The organism is Brevibacillus agri (assembly GCF_004117055.1).
In the GTDB taxonomy this organism is placed as follows: domain Bacteria; phylum Bacillota; class Bacilli; order Brevibacillales; family Brevibacillaceae; genus Brevibacillus; species Brevibacillus agri.
In genome coordinates, this window is sequence record NZ_CP026363.1 from 737658 (window position 1) to 758124 (window position 20467).

Below are 20467 nucleotides of genomic sequence, written 5' to 3' on the forward strand. Positions count from 1 at the left end.
CAAAGAATCACGTCGTATCGTATTACGAGTAGGAGCGCAATCATCTACTACTTTTTCACTATTCTTTAATCTAGTGGTATAGTGTCACAGTCTTACTTTGTTTGCAATAGTACTTAAATTCTGTACGCAGAGGGGTCCTCATGAAAAAGTTACGTTTTGGCTTGTGGTATCGATACGCATTGTGTCTCATGGTTCTGTTTGTGTCAGTCATCTACGGTGCGCACTCAGGCTTTGCGCAAACCGCCGGAAACAGCATGGATGCGGTACTCGTCGTGGACGTCAGCAACTCGATGACGCAGAGCGACAAGAACAAGGTCAGCAATGAAGCGATGAAAATGTTCGTCGACATGACCTCGATTCAGGCGAACAAGATCGGCGTGATTTCGTACACCGACAAGATCGAGCGGGAAAAAGCGCTGATTCAGGTCAATTCCGAGGAAGACAAGAACGATATCAAGGCGTTTATCGACAGCCTGCAAAAAGGGGCGTACACCGATATTTCCGTCGGGGTGACCGAAGCGGTGAAAATTCTCGACGCAGGGCGCGATCCGGCCAATGCGCCGATCATCGTGCTGCTTGCTGACGGCAACAACTATTTGAACAAGGCGTCTGGCAGGACGCAGGCCCAGTCTGACCAGGACCTGCAAAAAGCGGTCAAGGAAGCAAAAGACAAAGGCTACCCGATCTACACGATCGGCCTGAACGCGGACGGCCAGCTCAACCGCACGACTTTGCAGCAGATTGCCTCCGAGACGAACGGCAAGTTTTTTGAAACAAGCACAGCGGACAGGCTCCCGCAAATATTGAGTGAAATTTTTGCCAATCATTTGAAGCTCAAGGTCGTCCCGGTCAAAAGCTTTACAGCGAACGGCCAAGCCCAGGAAGTTCCGATCTCCATCCCGAACGCGAGCGTCCTGGAAGCGAATATTTCGATCATGTCGCCAAAAGCGGTGGAAGTGAAGCTGTTTGACCCGGCGGGCAAGCCAGTGGCGATTCCGTCCGATCAGGTGCGGCTGAGCAAATCGAGCGCGTACACGATGGTCAAGCTGGTGAAGCCACAGCAGGGCGACTGGAAGCTTCAGGTAAAAGGCGCTCCCAAGGAAAAAATCGACATCAATCTGATCTTCAACTACGACTTGCAACTGGAGGCAGAGCCGCTCCAGGCAACCAGCTTCAAAGCCGGGGACGTCGTGCCGATCAAGGCCGCTCTCGTGTCCAACGGCCAGCCGATCACAAGCCCCGACCTGTACAAGCAGATGAAGGCGACGCTGATCGTGGAGGACAAGACGGACAACAAAACGAGCGAAGTTGCTTTGAATAACACTGGCAGCGGATTTGCTGGCAGCTTCACGATTCCCGCCGACCATGCTTACGAGCTGAAAATCAAGGCGGAGGATACGAGCTTTTACCGCGAGACGAAGCCGTTGGTCGTGGATGCATCGCAGACGGCTGGCGCAGGAACGACGAAGCCGCAGCAGCCGACAACGACCGCGCCTGGCGAACAATCGAAACCATTTCCGTGGCTGACCGTAGTAGGAGGTGCGGTGCTCCTTACCCTCCTGATCGGAGCCGGGCTGTACGCGCTGGCGCTCTGGCGCAAGGCCAACAAAGGCTTCATCGGACAGATCGCGATCGAAATCGTGGACGAGGACACAGGCGACAAATCCAATCCGCAGTACAAAAAACTGAGCGCGTTCAAAGGAAAAGTGAAGCTGCACCAGCTTCTGCAGCTCGCACCGGAGTTTGCGGAGACGGAGAAAGTCATCTTTTTGCCGGGAAGAAATGATACGCTGATTATCGAGAACCGCTCCACCTGCCGGATCGAAAAGGCGGGACGCGTGCTGGATGTCAGCCGTGGCAAAGAACTGAAGAAAAACGATCGCATCAAAATTTCGTTAACGAATGTCAACAAGTCCGTTTATGTAGACTACATCGTCTAGGAGTGGATCGGTATGAAAGCAGTAGTGAGAGAACATATTCAGCAACTGGACGTATCGCTTGGCGGCGGTATCGTCAGCGACAAGATTCGTGTAGACACCATCGACAACCCGATGCTCGTCATCGGGCTGGGCGGGACAGGCATCGACGCGCTCTTGCGCCTCAAATATCAGGTGAACAGACGCTTCAAGCTGCCAGTCGATGCGCTGTCGAAAAAACGCAAGGAAAAGCCGGACAATATTGAATTTATCGCGTTTGAGACGAACGAGCACGACCGCAACAAAAAGTACAAAGGCATCGGACTCGATCCGGTGACCGAGTTCGTCCTGTTGTCCAATCCGGAAATCGGGGGCGTGCTGCAAAACCGCAGCATTCTGGAGCCGTACATAACGGAATGGCTCTCGCCCGAGCTGACGATTACAGACGGCATCAGCGGGGCATCCGGCGTGCGCCAGGCAGGGCGGCTGCTGCTGTTTACCAAAATCACGCAAGTCGTCCAGACGATTGAGAAAAAGATCAAAATGCTCTGCGAGGGCACGAACAAAAAGCTGACCGTCTTCCTGTTGAGCGGCTTGTCCGGCGGGACAGGCAGCGGCTGCTTCCTCGACATCGCCTACATCGTGCGCGGAATTTTGGAGCGCGACTTCGGCAGCGCCGGGGTGGACAAGGTCAATACGCTCGGCTACCTGTTTACGCCGGACGTCAACCTGTCGAACAAAAGCCTCAGCTCGCACACGCGCGACTACATCATGAAAAACGGCTACGCCGCGCTCAAGGAGCTTGACTACTGGATGAACGCCGACGAGCGCCAGGAGCGCTTTCGCCAGCAGTACGGCAATGTGCTGACGGTGCAATCGCCAATGCCGCCGTTCAACCTGTGCCATCTGATCTCGGCGACGAACCTCGAAGGCAAGGCGCTGGAAAACGCCTATGACTACTGCATGAACGTGACGGCGGAGAACATCACCAACTTCATGGCGAGCGAGGAAAAGCGCTCCGGCGAAGAGTTCGCCATTCACGACTACATCAGCAACATCCGGACGAACATCAACCAGATGCCGAAAGCGTACGCGGCCAACTACCAGTACAACGTGATCGGCGCTTCCTCGGCAGTATTGCCCATCGAGGAAATGACGACCTACCTGGCGTACCGCCTGTTCAAAAAGATGGAGAAAATGTTCCACGTAGCGCCGACGCAGGAAGATGCGGAGAAGTTCGCCCGCAAGCTGGGAATTGATATCGACTCGGTCTCCCGCAAATTCGAGGAGCGAGTGCCGGAGCCGCTGCCAGGCTACGAGAACAGCGAGCGCCTCAGCTACAGCAACGTGATTTCGCAACAAGTCGTGAGCATCGACCACGAGCTGGAGCAAGGCTACCTCGCCAAAGCGCGTGAGGCGTACATCAAATGCAAGAAGCAGACGCCAGGCGAAATGATCGGCGTATTCGGGGAGATGATTACCCGCGTCTTCCTGCACCCGCAGCAAGGGCCGTTCTACGCGTCGCGTCTGATTCATTCGGACAAAGGCTTTTGCCTGATGAAAATGATCCTCTCCTACGTGGAAAGCTTGAAGGCCACGCTGGAAAGCTACCCGCGGGAGATCGAGGCCGCGAGGGAAAACGCCAACGAAAAGCTCGGCGATGCTCGCAGCGCGTTCATTTCCAAGGAGAAAAAGAAAAACCTCTACATCGAGGCGAAAATCAACGAGTACCAGCTCCTGGCCGACCAGGAGAAGCTGGAGCAGATGATCGAGTTTTACGAAGAGCTGCACCGCCTGCTGAATGCGGAAAACAACCGGATTTACAACGTGTTCACGGAGGTTTTGAACGCGCTCAACCAGATTTTCGAGCAAAACGGCGACATCCTGATTAACGGCGGAGAAGAGATGGACCGCACAGGCAACAAGACGTACTACTGGAACATCGTCAGCGTGCCGGATATCGCCAAGGTGGTCGGAAACATCATGGAGCAAAAAGACGCCGACGACCTGATCCGCGACTTCACGAGCGAGCTTTTGCGCCACTCCGACAAATGGGTCAAGGAGCAGGAGCTGGATATCGTCAGCTCGATCTCGGAATTTCTCTCGGAGAAGTTCGGCGAGCTGATTACCAAATCAATGGAAGAGTTCCTCGTCATCAAATACGGTCAGGACGAGACGCTCGACCGCATCGTGGAGCGCAAGATCGCCAGCAAGCTGGACGAAGAGGCGATTCCGGTCTTCCATCTGAGCAACAATCTCGGCAACATGCACTTCCCGTCGTGGGGCTTCGTGTCTGTTCCGCTGAAAGCACCGTCGATTTTGAAAGGAATCAAAAACTATCAGAATACGGCGATTAGCGGCTCGCGCTTCACGGTTAAGGAAAGCGAAGTCAAAAACCGCATTTTCTGGCTGAATACGAAAAACGGGGTGCCGCTGTTTGCCTACACGCCGCTGAAGGTGTACGAGGAAAGCTACGAGCGCACGATTCTCGACCGCGAAGGCATCGGCCGCCACCTCGTGCAGACGGAGAAAAACAACTGGGCGTACCTCCCGTCGCCAATCCCGGAAAAATCGTGGGGCGACACGTACCAAAACGAGCGGATCAAAGCTTACAACGCCAAGGTTCGCGAGCTGTTTGCGCAGGCCATGCGCTACGGCTGCATTCGGGAAAAAGGCGACGACAGCAAGACGAGCAACCGTTACGAGTGCGTAGTGTCCAAGCCGTTTTCGATCAACGCATTTATGGAGAAGTACCAAAGCGACACCGCCAAGCTCAGTCCCGGCGAAATCAAGCGGGCGTTGGCAGAGCTTAGAGGCTTCATGAAGGATGGGCTTGCGCAGGAGAGCGTTCGCGACATTTTCGGCAGCATCAACGAAGAGCTGGCGAAGGAAAATCTGATCCGCTCGCCGCAGCTCATTCGCTTGCTCGAAGAAGAGGTGCGCAAATACGCGGAGATCGAAGCGAAAATCCAGGAGCTGGAGCAAATCGTCAACGCCATCCAGGGTGAGGAGGAGCTTTTGACCCGCTATATCGAGGCGCTGTACACCGGCACGATTTGCAAGCGCGGCGCCCTGTACGTCTACGACAAGGACGAGGAAGAAGAAGTGTGGGAGCCGTTCGTCAACCTGATGAAAGTGAACAAGCACGTAGAGTTCGCCATCTACGAAAAGTTCCGCGCCCTCGACCACAAGAGCATGGCGGCGATTCAGCGCAAGTCGGCCAAGCGCAGCGACGCGTTTGTCTCGGCGGAGGATACCGAGCAACTCGTGAAAAAGCTGGATGAAATCGCAACGGCGTTCCAGAGCGTGAAAAACGATCTGGAGTACGACCGCGACGAGTACGTAAACGGCGAGGAAATGTACCAGTTCTACAAAAAAGTGTGGGCAAAAGTAAACGACATGCGCAAGACGCTGCAATAAACGAGGGAGGAAGCATGAGGGATTTGATTAACGAGTTCGCGACCCAATACGTGGCGGATTTACAGCGGCAACTGGATAGCGGATACGGGCAGCGCAGCCTTCAAAACCCCGTGCTTTTCCTCTTTATCGGGGACAAGAGCGTAGAGGCGCTGCGAGCAGTCTGCGCGAGCAATGAGCGCGACTGGCAAAACAGCCGCGGCGTCCTCTACATGCACGCCTATCAGGAGAAGACGTGGGAACATCCGCAAGTGCTCGGCTGCCGGCTGCCGCAGGCGGATGCGGACAAGAAGACGATGCGCTCATCGGTCCACGAGCGTTTTGTCGAGGACGAAGCCAGCAAAATGGAACTGAACAAGGCGATGAAGCTGGCGAGCGTGCGCATCGCGGAAACAGGCAAGCTGTTTTCTGCCTTTCAGCAGGTGAACATCGCCGTCGTGACCAGAGCGGACGACCCTGCCGCGATTCTTTTGCCAGAGCTGACCTTGCTGTTGAAAAGCTACCTGAACGAGCTGTTCAAAAACGTGTCGGCTGACCTGTACGTCTTGCTGCAGGAACGGAACAACGGAGAGGCGTTCGGCTTTTCGGCGGCGCTCTCCGTCAGCTTCCTGGAGGAGCTGAACCGCTATCAGCGAAGCGATTACAGCTATCGCGCCAATTTGCTCGTGACCGAGGATCTCGTCAAGCTGCCGGTCGAGCACGAGAAGGCGCCTCTGTTTTCCATCGCCTATCTGCTCAGCGACAAGACGGAGCACGGCCTGTTTCTCGAAGGCGGGATGCAGGAAAATTACGAGCTGATTAGCAAGCTCGTGCTGCTCAACAACAAGCAGGCAGAGCACGAGTTCAGCGAGGGCAACGAAGGCTACAACAAGCTGCAGTTCATTCGCAGCATTGCAGGCGACGGCGGGCAGACCCGATTCGCGTCTGCGGGGCTGTCCAAGGTGAAGCGCCCGACTCACGCGATTGCGCTGACAGTGCTTGCCGCTGTTTTTGACCGTTACTGGGAGCGGCTCAAAGAGGGAGAGCTGGTGCCGAAGACAAAAGCGCGGGAAAAGCTGGGGCTGTCTGCGCATGAGCTGGAGCGGAAAATGGCGGCGATCATGCCCGAACCGCACATGCTGGAGGAAATGACGGGCCTCATGACCTCCGGGGTCAGCTACAGCGAGCTGTCCGGCATGACGATGCGCGAGGCAGAGCTGGCGCTGTTTGACGGCAGCAGCCAGGCTTTTTTCGAGACGAATATGGCATCCGTTGCGAAGGAGAGGCTGGAACGCCTGCTGGTGCAGGAGCCTCTGGCGGATTTGATTCAGGATCGCGTCATGGCAGATGAACGCTTCGGCCTGTACGCCGCGTATCAGTTGACGGCGGAGCATGCCAACGGAGCCAATCTGCTGGACGAGCTGCGCACGGGAATCAGGGAGGCTGCGCGGCAAGTGGAGCTGATTCGCGCTGAGCTGGCCGAGCTTTACCAGCAGCGGGTAGATCGGCAGGACATTCGCGTTGGCGGCTTTTTCACGCGCGACAAGGAGCGTGTCCGCACGCTCGTCCGCCATCTGCTGCACGTCGTGTACGAGAAAAAGCTGGAGCTTTTGGAGTGGGAGCTGCTGCACGCCCTGCTCGTCGACTACGAGCGGCAGACGGAGGTCATTCACAGGCAGATCAGCGAGCAGGTCGACCAACTGGAAGGGCTGCAAAAGCAACTGCGCGAGATCGCCCAGGCGAGCGTCCGCGAAGCGACCGACTACCTGGGGAAAAACGTGGACGAGTATTACGAGTCCGTCGTCCGCGACACGATGCGTTCGCTGGAAGCGGCCAAAGGCAGCGGGTTTTACATGGAGCAGCGCTACATCGGCAGCGGCGCCCTTTTGTTCCAGAACCGGATAGCGGGACTGGTGGAGCGGCTGTGCCAGTTTTGCCGCAACGAGATTTTGACCCGTTCGCCGTTCGCCCTGTCTTTTGAAGCGGAGCTGCTGGCGCGTGCCAACGTCGGGGCCGCTTACGACAACAGAAGCGTGCTGACCCGCGAGGATTTGTTTTTCGATCTGTCCCAGGTGCTCGAACAGCGGGCGGCTGTGCACATGGAAGTGTTTCACTTCCTGCAAAAGCACCGCTACGAGGAAAAGTATCTGTTTGCGGATATTCACAACGACTTCGTCCAGTACGTGCTGCGCAAGGATGAGGGCATTCGGACGTACAAGCAAGGCTGCATCCACGAAGAGCAAAAAAGCGGGATAGAAAAAATGAACCTGATGGGTGGATTCGGCATGGAGGACCTGATGTTTTACCGCAATAACAAAAAGTACCACGCCTCCTACGTGGAGAGCGGATTTGTCTTTGACCGTGCGGGAGAGGAGGGAGCGTCATGAGCCAGAGAAAGCTGAGCCTGCTCATGGTTGTGTGCAGCCTGGTAGGTGGTGTGATCGGCTTTTTGGTAGGAGAGGTCATTCTGGATCGCCTGGCTGGCGAGATCGCGCAATGGCTGTTAATTGGACTTTATTTTGGTCAATATGCATTTTTCGTTGGACTGATGTGCCTCATTGCGGAAATGATCTCGCCACGCCTGAACGGTACAGGCTGGAAGCAGAGATATGCAGGTTTTTCCTGGAAAATGCTCGTCCCCAGCACGTTTGTGATGGTAGGCGTGGCAGCGATGCTGCTCCAACTGCTTTACGGATCGTCGTTCCAGGCGCCCAGCGGAGCCAACAATATCGTCATGCTGCTGGACACCTCTGGCAGCATGCGGCAGTCTGACCCGGACAACCAGTTGTTCAAGGCGGCAGCGGACATGGTGCAAAAAATGGACAGCGACATGAAGATTGCCGTCGTTACGTTCAACGACGAGACGAACGTGCTGCAGCCGCTCGTGGCGCTCAGCAGCCAGGCAGTCAAGGATGACGTCGTGCAAAAGCTGCTCAATCATTCGGGGACGGACGGCGGGACGCGGATCGAGCTGGCGCTGCAAACGGGGTTAGAGCAGCTAACGGCAGCCCAGCAGGTGGAGAACAGTACCGTTGTGCTGATGTCGGATGGCTACACCAGCCTGGATATTCCGGCAACGCTGGCTCCTTTCAAGCAGCATCAGGTGCTGGTCCATACAGTCGGGATGCGGAATATTGATGAACAAGGCACGCGTCTGTTGGAGCAGATTGCGGCAGAAACCGGGGGCCGCTATTTCAACGTCGAGCACGCCAATGAAATGACAGGCATCTTTGGGCAGATTTACGATATGAGCCGCCAGGACCGCAATCTTGTCTCCGAGCGGACGGGTGCCACGGCAGACAGCACGTTTTACGCGATTTTGCGGGTAGCGAGCCTGCTTGTGATCGGCGCTTTGCTCGGCTTGTCACTGGGACTGATTTTTGACAATCGCCATCTGGCAAAAAGCTTCACGATCGGAGGGGCGGTATCCGGTCTTTTGGCCGGGATCGTGCTGGAGACAGGGCTTTCCTCGATCTACTTGCTCGACATGGCGGTGCGCCTGATCGCCGGCGCCTTGCTCGCCGTCGTTCTGACGCTGTTTACAGTCTTCATCCCAGTTCCGGCCAGCGGCGGATCGTCTTTTCAAAAACGGAGGCTGGCCGTCCAGCAAAGTCCGCGCGCTCTCGGGGCAGGGAACGAAACCAGCAAACGGTTTGATCTGTAGAGGGAGCCTGATGAACCATGATGAACCGGGAGGAAACAGTTGAAACGCTGATTAAGAACGTTTCGTGCCAGCAGCAGGGAGGCGACTTCGTGCTGACCTGGCATTGGGGGCAGGATATTCCTTGCGTGTACGTGCACAAGTCGCTGTACGGCGCTCCGTTTGATGCCGGTCTGATCGAGGATCAAGAGTTGAAGCTGTACACGCGCGAGGAATACAAGGTACACAAAGGACTGCGCGAAAAAGCCGAGGGCATCGGCCGATATACGTACCGCATCTTTCCCTGCCGCCTGGAAGACGGCAAGCCGATTCTGCTCATTCCGCAGGGCGACGCGCACGTCATCCATGTCAGTACGGGGAAGGCGAAAATTTACTACTCGTTCAAGCGGAGCGGAAGCTGGTTTCGCAAGCAGCAAACGTTGCAAATCCGCATTTTCTCCGAAATTCCGATCGCCAAAGACGTCCTCTGCTATGTGAAAAAGGAAGGCTCGCCCCCCGCGCACAAAGATGACGGGACGCAATACCCGTTCATTCGCGATCTGGTGCCAGGCGTCAATCTGTTGCCCGAAATCGAGGTCAGGAAAAAGGACGTCATCCGCCTCTTTTTTACGGACGGAAAAAAATACGGGGAAATGTACGAACTGATTCCGGAATAGGAGGGTGAAGCCATGCTGTCGTTTTTGAAAAACATGTTTGAGAAAAAGCCGCAAGTAAGCGAACGGCTTCCTTTTTACGATATTGTCTGCCCGTACTGCTTTGCCAAGTACGGACCGGACGAGGTGGTGTTCCGCGCGACACACTACCGCCAGGACGACGAGGACTACGCCTTGCAGGAGGATGAGATTCTCAACGCCTATCGCGACAAATTCGGCCTGGATGCCATCGACGAGCTGGAAGCGGTCATCGACCCGGACTCGATCCCGCCGGAAAATCACCTGTACGTCGACAATGTGCTGGCAGGCGTGACCGACCGCTACGGAATGGTGTCCAAGCGCAGGCTGTGCCCGAAGTGCCACAACGAGCTGCCGATTACGGCGGGCAAAGCGCCGAGCAACATCATTTCCATCGTCGGGGCGTCGCAGGTCGGCAAATCCGTGTATATGACGTCGTTGATTCATACGCTGCAAAACTCGACGGCAAGCCGCTTCAACGCTGCCTGCATGCCGCTCAATGCGCAGATCAGCCGCAAGTTCCGCGAGAACTACGAAGCGCCGCTGTTTGAGCGCGGCCAGTTGCTCGATTCCACGCAAAAAGAAAAGCGTCAGGAACCGTTTATTTTTCAGTTCATTTTCAAAGACAGCCAAAAAGCGCCGCTCATCCTCGTCTTTTTCGACGTCGCAGGCGAAGGCATGGTCGATCGCGAGTATTTGGAGCTGTACGCCGCGCATGTGAAAAACTCGTCCGGCATCCTGTTTCTGGTCGATCCGCTGCAAATCAAGACGATTCGCGACCGGGTCATGCTGCGGGCGGGCGACGAGCCGGGCGAATTCACGGCGAGGTACGATGAGCCGCGCGAGGTCGTCATTACGTTGTTCGAGAACTTCATCGGCTATCAGGAGCAGAGCAAGACGGACATCCCGACGGCGGTCGTGCTGACGAAGAGCGACATGCTGCATCTCATCAAGGAAGACGACGGCGAATACATCAAGTCCAACAGCAATGTGTTCCGCAATTTCGTCCATGAACAGTATTTGAACACGGCTGAATTCGAGAACATCAACGGAGAGATCAGCCGCTTTATCGAAAAAGTGGATCGCCCGTTCAAAGACGCGCTGGAGGTCTACTTTACCAATACGGCCTACTTCGCTGTATCAGCGCTGGGCAGCAATCCGGTCAATCAAAAGGTGAGCGGCGTCGTGACGCCGATTCGCGTCGATGAGCCGTTCATCTGGTTGATGCATCAGCTTGATTACATCGAGGGGAGGGAGCAGTAGTGAACCGTCAGCCCATTTTGCAGCAATTCTACACCCGCGGGCGACAGGGGGTTTTCCGCTCGAACGAAGGCTACGATACGGTAGCCAGGACGCCAGGGCTGGACAACCTATTCATCAAAAAGACACTCCATCCTTTTTGCGTGTACGATGCCCCCAGACAGCTTCAGGAGCGGGCGGAGAGCGACCTGTCCGCCTACCCGGAAGCGCTCGTCTGCTTCCACGCCGAATCTGGCGAGATGGTGCTCGGCAGAAGCGTGTTTGTCGGGGCGGACTTTACCGGGCAGCGAAACACGTTTTTTAGTCACAACTACGTCATTCCGGCGGGGCGGCGGGACGAGTTTATTACGAATCCGGAGAAAATTTTCGGCGTGCGCGCCTTTGCCGACCGTCACGACGATACGCAGGGCAAGGAGCTGCCGCCTGTAGCGGAGCTTCCGGCGCAGTCGACCTTGCCCGCAGACCGGAAGCGGCTGCTCGGACAGCTCGGGTTCGACGAGCGGCTGTTCAAACAACTGCTCTATGCCGTCATGACTTCGCTTACGGCGAAAAAGAAAGTATTCATCAGTCTGGACGTGGACATCAGCGCGGCCGCAACCAGCGCCAGCCAACTGCTCGAGGTTCTGTACAGTTGCTTGCCGTATGAGCTGCGCAGACATTTTGGCTTTCTCACCTACAGCAGCGAGCCGCAGAGCAAGAAGCATATCCACGTCATGTTTGTGGAAAAAGGCAGCATTCGCCCCGGCGGCGGACACAGTGACAAAGACTTTTTGTTTGATCTGGCGCTCGGACGTGTGCAGAACGTCGACTTGCAGGAGGGGGCGCACGAATACCTCGATTTTGCCTGGGAGTACGTGAACGACCCGCAGGCTCTGGCGTCGTTCCATGCTTTTTGCGAGGAAGTGCTGGCAGGGGCGGAGACGGCGCTGACCTTGCAGGTGCGCACGTATTACGAGCTGTGCGCCCTCTACCTGATCGAAAAAGGCCGGACGGCTGTCTACGAACGCAATCCGGCGGGCGTATGGCAGGCGTTGAACGGCTATTTGCGCCAGCCGGCGCTGGCGAACAACAAACGGTTGCTGGAGCTGCAAGTGCTGCTGTTTCACGGCGAAGTAAGCGCGCTTGCCGCCAAAAAGTTGCCCGAGGGCGAGACGATCCGGCAGATGCTGGACTCCTGCGGATTGAGCAGGCAGGACCGTCTGCGCATGGACATGGTCCGCTATTTGCTGAATGTGTTGGTGAGAGCGAAGTCGTCGGGGCAGCGCGGGCTGGCAAGCGAAGTGTACAAGCATTTGTCCGCCCATCCCGAGCTGTTTGGCATGACGATGAAGACGATTTTTCACTCGGAGCAATTGGTGAAGCAGCTTTTCGAAGGGTACGCGAGCGAGCGGTTGGCAGCAGTGACCGCGCTATCCGGCATGCTGGAGGAAATTCGCTTTTGGACGAAAACAGCCCCGGAAGCTTTGCGCCATCCTTTTTTTGTCGCCGAATCGACGGAAAAGCTGCTCCGTTTGTTCGCCCGCGAAAAAAACAAGCTGGAAGCCGCGATTTCCATTCACCAGTTTTTTGACAACCTCGACAGAGCGCGCAGCTATGCCGATCCGTTGCTGGACGAGCTGGACAAGTCGCTCTTGAAGCTGATAGAGCTGGAGAAGCTGTCCAGGGAGGAATTTCAGAAAATGATCGCGCTTCTGGAGGAAAAGCCGCAGAGCTTTTTCGGGACGCTTGATGTGGCGAGCAGGCAAAAGCAAGAGATGCTCATGCATGTAGCGACGCTGCGTGAAGCGAGAGGCGGCTTGCACCCGGCGGAGTTTTTCCGCAAATGGGAGCGCGACGAGGTCAGCGTGCAGCAGCAGATGATCGCCAACATGCTGGCGCGGCCGCTTGACGCGGACTGCTTTGCCCATGTGCCGCTCGTCTACTATCGCGAGGACCATTTTGGCCAGGAAGGCTTCCAGTTTGCAGAGATGCTCGACTTCGTGCAAAAAAATGGCGGCGAGGAAACATTGCACGCGTTCATCCAGTGGACGATGACGCAGCGCATGTTTGTGGAAGGAAGAAGTTTGCTGCCAGCGTATCGGCAAGCGCTCCGGTCGCTTTTCCTGGAAAACAAGGCGGCAAGACTGCGCAACAAAGAGTGGCGCAAGCGGTGGTACACGGTCCGCCATGCCGATTTTCGCAAGCTGCTGGAAGAGGTGCGCAGCGAGACGGCCAACCCGCTGGTCAAGCTGTTTCGCCACAAGACGTTGATGATTTCCGCGATGGTTGTCCTCGTGGCGGCTGGTGGCACGGCAGGCTATATGCTCTCGCAGCAAAAGCCGGTGGCCGAGCCTCCGCAGGAGCAACCGGGAGATCAGCAGCCCGTGCCGCCCGATGTGGTCCAGGCGCAATTCGTCCCTGTCTATCGGCTCATGCTGGAGGAGCCGCACATCCAGCCAGTGAGAGAAGCTGCCGGGGAAAACGGCCAGCAAGCCCCGGGTGCAACGGATCAGCCAGCTACGCCGTAGAAGCGGGTTTTTGTGCGCGTGCTCCCGGAAGCTTCGGGCATTCGGGCAGAGCGCAGGCCCTATAAATAGCGGGACCGATTTTCCCTGACATCGCGCTTTTGCAAGCGGCAAGCTGGTAAATCGGTCCTAGAAAAAATTTGCAGCAATGGAAAACGATTCAGTGATTTGCTATTATGGAGGTATCTGCCAAAAGACGTGCAGGGGCAAATTCAATCACTGAACGGGTAGCGCTCGATGAGCAAAAAATGTGTGAAAATAATCAGCATTTGCAGACACCCTACCGGATTGGACAGTTAGGGTGTTTTTTGCAGCGGTTCTTGGGGCAAAGCTTCTTTGGCGACGGAGCCTTTGTAGTATTTTTCCAGGGATTTGTCGGAGCCTGTCCAATGCGCCAGCTTGGCGAGCAAACCAAACAGCGCTTTTTGCAGGAACAGCGGCAGGTAGGGGACGTAGAACTGTCCCATTTTGAACAGCGTGCCCAAAAGCAGGATGTTTTTCGGCAAGTACTGCTTCAAAAATGGCATGTAAAAGCTCCGTCCGTCCGTATCCAGGCCGTATCCGCAGCGGACGAACGACTCGAAAGTGCCGGCAGGGCGGATCTCCGCGGTGAAGCTGACGAATTCATTGGAAGGGTTGTAAAACCCGTGAATATGGTCGCGAGGGATGTCCAGCTTCTCGCCAGGCTTCAAAATGATTTTTTTTCCGTCAATTTTTACCTCCAAATTTCCGCTTATCCCTTCAAACGTCTCCGTAAGTTCAGTATGATAATGTAGAAAAATTCCATTGTCCGGTGGCAGGTCTGTGCGGAAAAGCAAATATTCCCCATTGGTTTCTTCTGTCGTCTTCAGAAAGGTAACCGTTTCATTTGTGTAAGGGTTGCTTACAACTCGACTCAAATTTGCCATAGAGATACCTCCATAAGTATTAGTAGAAAAATAGCATTTTATGACAGAATATATATTCAATATAGATTATTTGTCCTGAAGCAACAATATAAATGATAGGATGTTCTGCCTAGATGGAGTGGATAGTATGAGCGGCATGATCGTGATTCCGGGATACAGAGTGACAGAGTTTCTCTCAACACATTCAAATATGGGATTTTACCGCGGTTTTCGTAACAGCGACAACCTGCCCGTCATCATCAAGAAGCCGCGTGAAGGTCCCACGCACAAAGAGTCGCTTTGGAGACTGAAGCACGAGTATCGCATTTTGCAATCTCTCGAATCACATGCTGTGGAAACTGCCGTTGAGCTGATCGATCACAATCGGGAAACTGCGCTTATCACGGAAGATTTCGGGGGAGTGCCGCTCTCCCTGCTCTGCAAAATGAAAGAGCTGTCATTAAAAGAAATCCTGACCATTTCGATTCGTATCGCTTCGTGCATCGAGGACATTCATCAGCAGCGCATTATCCATAAAGACATCAATCCGGCCCATATACTGGTGCACCCGGAGACGTATGAGGTCAAGCTGATTAACTTCGGCCTGGCGACCAGGAGATACCAGGAGCACCAGGGCGTGATGAATCCGAAGGAGTGGAGAGGCAACCTGCGCTACGTATCGCCTGAGCAGACGGGAAGAATGAATCGGACGGTCGATTACCGGACGGATATTTACTCGTTTGGCGTGACGATTTACGAGCTGCTGACAGGAAAGCCGCCTTTTCTCACATCGGACATGCTTGAGCTGGTACATGCCCACATGGCCCGAAAACCGATCGCTCCCGTGCAGGTGAAACCATCTGTTCCGCCAGTTTTGTCGGACATCGTGATGAAGTGTCTGTCCAAAAATACCGAAGACCGCTATTTCAGCATGGCTGGCCTGGTGGCCGATTTGCAGCTTTGCCTGGACCAGCTTGTGAACAACGAAACGATCGGGCTGTTCCCGCTGGCGCAGCACGACCGCGCGGACCGCATGCACATCCCGGAAAAGCTGTACGGACGCGAGCAGGAAATCCAGATGCTGATCGACGCGTTTGAAGAGGCGTCAAATGGCGCGTCGCGAATGGTCATGCTGAGCGGCAGTGCAGGTGTCGGCAAGTCCGCTCTCGTTTTCGAGGCGCAAAAAGTTTTCCTGAAGGGCAGAGGGCGCTTTATTTCCGGCAAGTTCGATCAATACCGCCAAGGCGTGCCGTATTCGGCCATCATTCAAATCTTTCAGGATTTGATAAAGCAGCTTTTGGCCGGAAATGAAAGAGAGCTGGCGACGTGGCGGGAAACGATTCTCGAAGCGATGCAAGGGCTTGGGCAGGTCATCATGGACGTGATTCCCCAACTGGCCGCGGTGATCGGCAAGCAGCCGCCCGTGCCGGAGCTGCCCGCCGCAGAGGCCAAAAACCGTTTTCAGTTGGTCATGCAAAGGTTTATCCGCATCTGGGCAAGCCCCGAGCATCCGCTGGTACTTTTTCTCGACGACCTGCAATGGGCGGATTCGTCGTCGTTGTTTCTCATCCGCGAGCTTGTCGCCGATTTGCCGCTCAGCCATTTTTTGCTCGTGTGCGCCTATCGCGATCAGGATGGAGGCGCGATCAATCCTTTGATCGCGATTTTGACGGAGGCGGGAGTCAAAAGCAGGATGCTGCGCCAAATCACGCTGTTGCCGCTGCGGCTCGCCCAGATCAACGCGATGCTCTCCGACGCGCTGCATACAGACCCTGCTGTCACGCAGCCGCTGGCGATGATTTTAATGCGGAAAACGGCAGGGAATCCGTTCTACTCCAGGCAGTTTATCAAGTCTTTGTACGATCAGAACCTGCTGCGGTACGTCCCGGAGGAGCGCGGCTGGCAATGGGATCTGGCTGAGATTGAGAAGCTCAGCACCACGGAGAACGTCGCTGATTTTCTGGTGGAAAAAGTGCGGCGCCTGCCTGAAGTGACCCAGAAGCTGCTGGCTTACGCGGCGTGCCTCGGTAACTCCTTTTATTTGGGGATGCTGGCAAAAGCGCAAAATCGGAGTGAATCCGAAGCGGTCCGGGATATTTGGCCTGCCATGGAGGAAGGGCTGATCTATCCCTTGGAAGGCGCAGAGTATTTGGCCTATGCGGCCGTTGAGGAAGAAGAAAATCTCGCGCAGGTCACGATCCAGTTCAATTTTGTTCACGACCGAATTCAGCAGGCGGCGTACTCCTCGCTGTCGGTGGAGGAACAGAAAAAGGCGCACGTAAAGCTCGGGAGAATGTTGTGGGACATGTCCCACTCGTATGAATCGGTGCTGCTGTTTGAAATATGCGAGCACATGTATCGCGGCGCAGACATGATTGAAGATTCGGCGGAAAGAATCCAGGTCGCCCACTGCCATCTGCTCGCCGGCCAAAAAGCGATGGCCTCTACTGCCTTCGATGCGGCGCTGCAGTATTTCCAGCGGGGGACGATGTTCATCGGCGAAGCGGCGTGGGAGCAGCACCATCAACTGGCGATGGAGCTGTACACGCTCTATGCCGAGTCGGCGTATTTGTGCAACCAGATGGAGGACGCGAATCGGCTGTTTGACCTTACCCTTTCGCATGCCAGGACCAACCGTGAGCGCGTGCGGGTCCTGGAGTTGCAAATCCACATGTACACCCGCCTGGCCGAGTTTTCGCGGGTGATGGATATTGCGAGCGAAGCGTTGGGGCTGCTTGGCGTGCCCATTCCGCACAAGCCAGGGAAGCTCGATATCATCAAGGAAATGTGGCAGATCAAGCGGCGGCTGAGAGGGCGCAAAATTGACGAGCTGCTCTATTTGCCGGACATACCGGATGAGAACTACCAGTTGGCGATGAGCATCATCAGCGACGCAGGACCTTCCTCGTACTTCGTCAATCCGAACTGGTTTGCGCTGACGATCTTGCGCGTGCTGCACCTGTCGCTCGTACACGGCAATGCGGTTGCGTCAGCGAACGGCTATACCGGCTACGGGATCGTGCTCGGCTCGCAGCTCGGCAACTACCGGGAGGCGTACGAGTTCGGGCAACTGGCCTGCCGGGTGGCGGATGGCTTTGCGGACCCGATCGCGATGACGAAGGCGTACGGAGCGTTTGCCCTGCTCATCAACCACTGGTGCGACCATGCGCGGACAAACATTCCGCTGCTGAAAAAAGCGATCCAGCTCGGGATGGAAGGCGGAGGAAACATTTACGCTGCCTACAATGCCCACGGCTTGCTGGAAGCCATGCTCTACTGCGGGCTGCCGCTGGAAGAGCTGGAGCAGCAAATCGAGGAGCATGCCGACCTGATCTGCCAGATGAAGGTGGTCGATCACGATGATCGGCTCTTGTTGTTGCGGCAAGCGTTGTACACGTTTACACACTGGACAGAGGGCGCAAAGACGGCGTTTTGCCGGGACGGCTTCGATGAGGCGCAATACGTGAGCAGCCTGCAAACAGAAGGCACCAGCTACAAGCGCTACATGTACCACTTTTACAAGTCGCTGGCGCATCTCATGTACGGCAACTACGCGGAAGCCGCGCAACTGCTGAGCGAAGCAGAGCAATGGATGGAGTCGGTCAGCGGCCAGGTGCTGGTCAGCCAGCATGTTTTCATGCACGCCCTGTCGTTGACGAAGCTGTACGAGCACGCCAATCGCCGCGAGCAGTTGCGCTACGCGAAAAAGATCAAGGCGCATTTGAAAAAAATGAAGACTTGGGCCGACAATTGCCCGGAAAACTTCCAGCACAAATACTTGCTGATGAGCGCCGAGTGGAGCCGTGTCAACGGCAAGCGGCAGGCAGCGGGAGAGCTGTACGATCAGGCACTGCAACTGGCGAAAAAGGATGGCTTTTTGCAAAATGAGGCACTGGCGAGCGAACTGGCTGCCCATCATTATTTGGCATTGGGCCTGGAGACAATCGCCAGGGTGTACATGACGGACGCGTATGAGACGTACTTGCAGTGGGGAGCTTTGGCCAAGTCCAGAGAGATTGAAGAGCGCTACCCGCATCTTTTGCAGCGGGGGAGAGGGCTGGAAGCATCGGCAGAGCTTGCGGCGACAGACCAGTCCGCCGATCTGGTCGATCTGATGAGCGTGATTAAGGCGTCGCAAACGATGGCGAGCGAGATCAGGCTGGAGCTGCTGCTCGCGACCATGCTGCGCACCGTCATGAGCAACGCGGGAGCGGAAAAAGGCATCCTGATCCTGAAAAACGAGAGCGAATGGGTCATCGAGGCAGCCGGGTCTGTCGATCTGGACGTGGAAATCATGCAGTCCGTCCCGTACGAGCACAGCGGGATGCTCTCTGTCGCCGTGGTCAACTACACGATCCGGACTGAAGAAATGCTGGTGTTGCACAACGCTTCGGTCGAAGGCGTCTTTTTCCGGGATACGTACATCACGAAAAACAAGCCGAAGTCGATTTTGTGTTCGCCACTGTGGCAGCAGGGCAAAATGATCGGCGTCATTTACCTGGAAAACAACGAGACGACGCACGTCTTCAACGAAAAACGCTCGGAGCCGCTGCGGCTCATTTTCTCGCAGATGGCGATCTTTATTGAAAATGCCCGGCTGTATCACCAGTTGGAGCAATGGAACCAGTCGCTGGAGATGATCGTCGCCGAGCGAACGACGGAGATTCAATCGCTTTTGCAGGCGAACAAAAACTTGCTGAACAACGCAGGCCAAGGCTTCCTGTCGTTTTCCAAAAATTTGCTCGTCCATTCCGAATACAGCCGCGAATGCTTGCGGATGTTCGGCAGAGAGCTGGCAGGCGAATCGGTGGCAAGCCTTTTGTACCCGAACCGTCCGGAAGAGCGGGCGTTTGTCGAATCGCTTCTGGAAAAGTATTTTGAGACGAAGGACCAGGGACAAAAAGAGCTGTATTTGAGCCTCTTCCCTACGGAAATTTACATCAACCAGCTTCCGCTCAAGCTGGAGTGCAAGCCAATCCATGAGGATCGCCGCGATTCTCCCGAGGGTTTGATGCTGATTTTGACCGACTTGAGCGAACAAAGGGCGCTGGAAAGCAAAATGGAGCAGGAGTGGCAAAGGCTGAACATGATTTTGACCGTGGCGATCAGCTTGCCGCTTTTCCAAAAAGTATATCGCTCCTTCACGGCTTTCTTCGCGGGCGGTTGGAAAACGCTGTTCAGCGCGGGCGTGGACGAGTCCGACAGCCTGTTCAAGCTGGCGGCGCAAATCCATCAGTTCAAAGGGGATTTCAGTCAATTCCATCTGATCCACACGCCGCAAAAGCTGCACGATCTGGAAACGTGGCTGATGGATCGGGACAGGCAGCAGGAGCGCTTCACCGACGGAGATTTCCCGAGCCAACTGCCGGTTGCGCAAGTCCAGGCTGCCATGGAGCAGGATTTGGAGATCATCCGCAACAAATTGGGCAACAGCTTTTTGGAAAGTGGCGACGGAGACATGACGATTGCCAAGGACAGGTGGGAGCATTTTGTCGAAAAGGTGAGCAAGCTGTTGCCTGACAGCTCTGCTGCCCAGCTCGACCAATGCATTCGCGAGCTGCACCAGCGTCCGATCAAGGAATTGATGGCGCGCTATCAGGAGTATGTAACGGAGCTTGCCCAGCGCCTGAACAAAACGATCCATCCGCTTCGGCTGGAGGCAGAGGAGATTTTGGTGGACCCTGAGCGCTTTGAGCCGTTTGTATGCAGCTTGCTGCACGTATTTTCCAATGCGATCGTCCACGCCATGGAGCCGGAAAGTGAGCGGCTGGCGCAAGGCAAAGAAGGCCGGGGAACGATCAGTTGCCGGATTTGGCAGGAGGACGCTGCGCTGCTGATCGCCATCGAGGACGACGGCAGAGGGATTGATATCGACAGGCTCAAGCAGCAGGGGCTGGAAAAAGGCTGGGAGGCAGAGCAGGACGAAGAGGAGCTCGGCTTCCTGTTTTACGAGCAGGTCAGCGTCAAAGAAGAGGCCGACATTTATTCGGGCAGAGGATTAGGGCTGCTGATTGTCAAACGGGAGGTCGAGAGACTGCGGGGCACAGTGAGCGTTACTTCCCAGACCGGGCAAGGCACCCGCTTTCTTTTCCGGATTCCGCTGGAAGACAAGCTTCCACAAATATCGAAGCAAAGAAAAAACTGAGGCGCGAACAAGCCCTCAGTTTTTTTG

At 55.6% G+C, this 20467-nt stretch carries 9 protein-coding genes; 8 read left to right on the plus strand and 1 reads right to left on the minus strand.

The window, feature by feature from the left end; all coding sequences use genetic code 11:
* Nucleotides 1-140: 140 nt before the first annotated feature.
* Genes BA6348_RS03855 through BA6348_RS03885 form a run of 7 tightly spaced genes read left to right on the plus strand, consistent with a single transcriptional unit; the run spans nt 141 to nt 13411 of the window.
* On the plus strand, nt 141-1940 hold the full coding sequence (locus BA6348_RS03855) for a vWA domain-containing protein (RefSeq protein WP_122952560.1): 1800 nt from the start codon (nt 141-143) through the stop codon (nt 1938-1940).
* A 12-nt stretch (nt 1941-1952) separates the two neighbouring features.
* A complete protein-coding gene (locus tag BA6348_RS03860) occupies nt 1953-5336 on the plus strand; it encodes a tubulin-like doman-containing protein (RefSeq protein WP_122952561.1) in 3384 nt (1127 codons plus the stop codon).
* A gap of 14 nt (nt 5337-5350) precedes the next feature.
* Entirely contained in the window at nt 5351-7699 is a 2349-nt protein-coding gene (locus BA6348_RS03865) for a hypothetical protein (protein WP_026557640.1), read from the plus strand.
* Entirely contained in the window at nt 7696-8976 is a 1281-nt protein-coding gene (locus BA6348_RS03870; RefSeq protein WP_005830180.1) for a vWA domain-containing protein, read from the plus strand. Before BA6348_RS03865 ends, BA6348_RS03870 begins: the two co-directional genes overlap by 4 nt.
* A gap of 17 nt (nt 8977-8993) precedes the next feature.
* Entirely contained in the window at nt 8994-9629 is a 636-nt protein-coding gene (locus tag BA6348_RS03875) for a hypothetical protein (RefSeq protein ID WP_005830179.1), read from the plus strand.
* A gap of 12 nt (nt 9630-9641) precedes the next feature.
* Nucleotides 9642-10907 (plus strand): TRAFAC clade GTPase domain-containing protein, encoded by a 1266-nt coding sequence (locus tag BA6348_RS03880; RefSeq protein ID WP_007778303.1) that lies wholly within the window; start codon nt 9642-9644, stop codon nt 10905-10907.
* Nucleotides 10907-13411, plus strand: a complete 2505-nt coding sequence (locus tag BA6348_RS03885; protein WP_122952562.1) for a GAP1-N2 domain-containing protein — start codon at nt 10907-10909, stop codon at nt 13409-13411. The genes BA6348_RS03880 and BA6348_RS03885 overlap by 1 nt, the downstream gene beginning before the upstream one ends.
* A 293-nt stretch (nt 13412-13704) precedes the next feature.
* On the opposite strand, the gene BA6348_RS03890 is transcribed toward BA6348_RS03885, so the two are convergent.
* Nucleotides 13705-14316, minus strand: a complete 612-nt coding sequence (locus BA6348_RS03890; protein WP_005830173.1) for a cupin domain-containing protein — start codon at nt 14314-14316, stop codon at nt 13705-13707.
* Nucleotides 14317-14443: 127 nt separating this feature from the next.
* On the opposite strand from BA6348_RS03890, the gene BA6348_RS03895 reads away from it, so the two are divergent.
* Nucleotides 14444-20440 (plus strand): AAA family ATPase, encoded by a 5997-nt coding sequence (locus BA6348_RS03895; protein ID WP_122952563.1) that lies wholly within the window; start codon nt 14444-14446, stop codon nt 20438-20440.
* Nucleotides 20441-20467 lie beyond the last annotated feature (27 nt).

What these genes read in the sequence shown, in the direction of transcription:
- BA6348_RS03860 (WP_122952561.1), top strand. Translation starts at nt 1,953, where the DNA reads ATGAAAGCAGTAGTGAGAGAACATATTCAGCAACTGGACGTATCGCTT.
- BA6348_RS03875 (WP_005830179.1), top strand. Translation starts at nt 8,994, where the DNA reads ATGATGAACCGGGAGGAAACAGTTGAAACGCTGATTAAGAACGTTTCG.
- BA6348_RS03865 (WP_026557640.1), top strand. Translation starts at nt 5,351, where the DNA reads ATGAGGGATTTGATTAACGAGTTCGCGACCCAATACGTGGCGGATTTA.
- BA6348_RS03855 (WP_122952560.1), top strand. Translation starts at nt 141, where the DNA reads ATGAAAAAGTTACGTTTTGGCTTGTGGTATCGATACGCATTGTGTCTC.
- BA6348_RS03890 (WP_005830173.1), bottom strand. Translation starts at nt 14,316, where the DNA reads ATGGCAAATTTGAGTCGAGTTGTAAGCAACCCTTACACAAATGAAACG.
- BA6348_RS03895 (WP_122952563.1), top strand. Translation starts at nt 14,444, where the DNA reads ATGAGCGGCATGATCGTGATTCCGGGATACAGAGTGACAGAGTTTCTC.
- BA6348_RS03880 (WP_007778303.1), top strand. Translation starts at nt 9,642, where the DNA reads ATGCTGTCGTTTTTGAAAAACATGTTTGAGAAAAAGCCGCAAGTAAGC.
- BA6348_RS03870 (WP_005830180.1), top strand. Translation starts at nt 7,696, where the DNA reads ATGAGCCAGAGAAAGCTGAGCCTGCTCATGGTTGTGTGCAGCCTGGTA.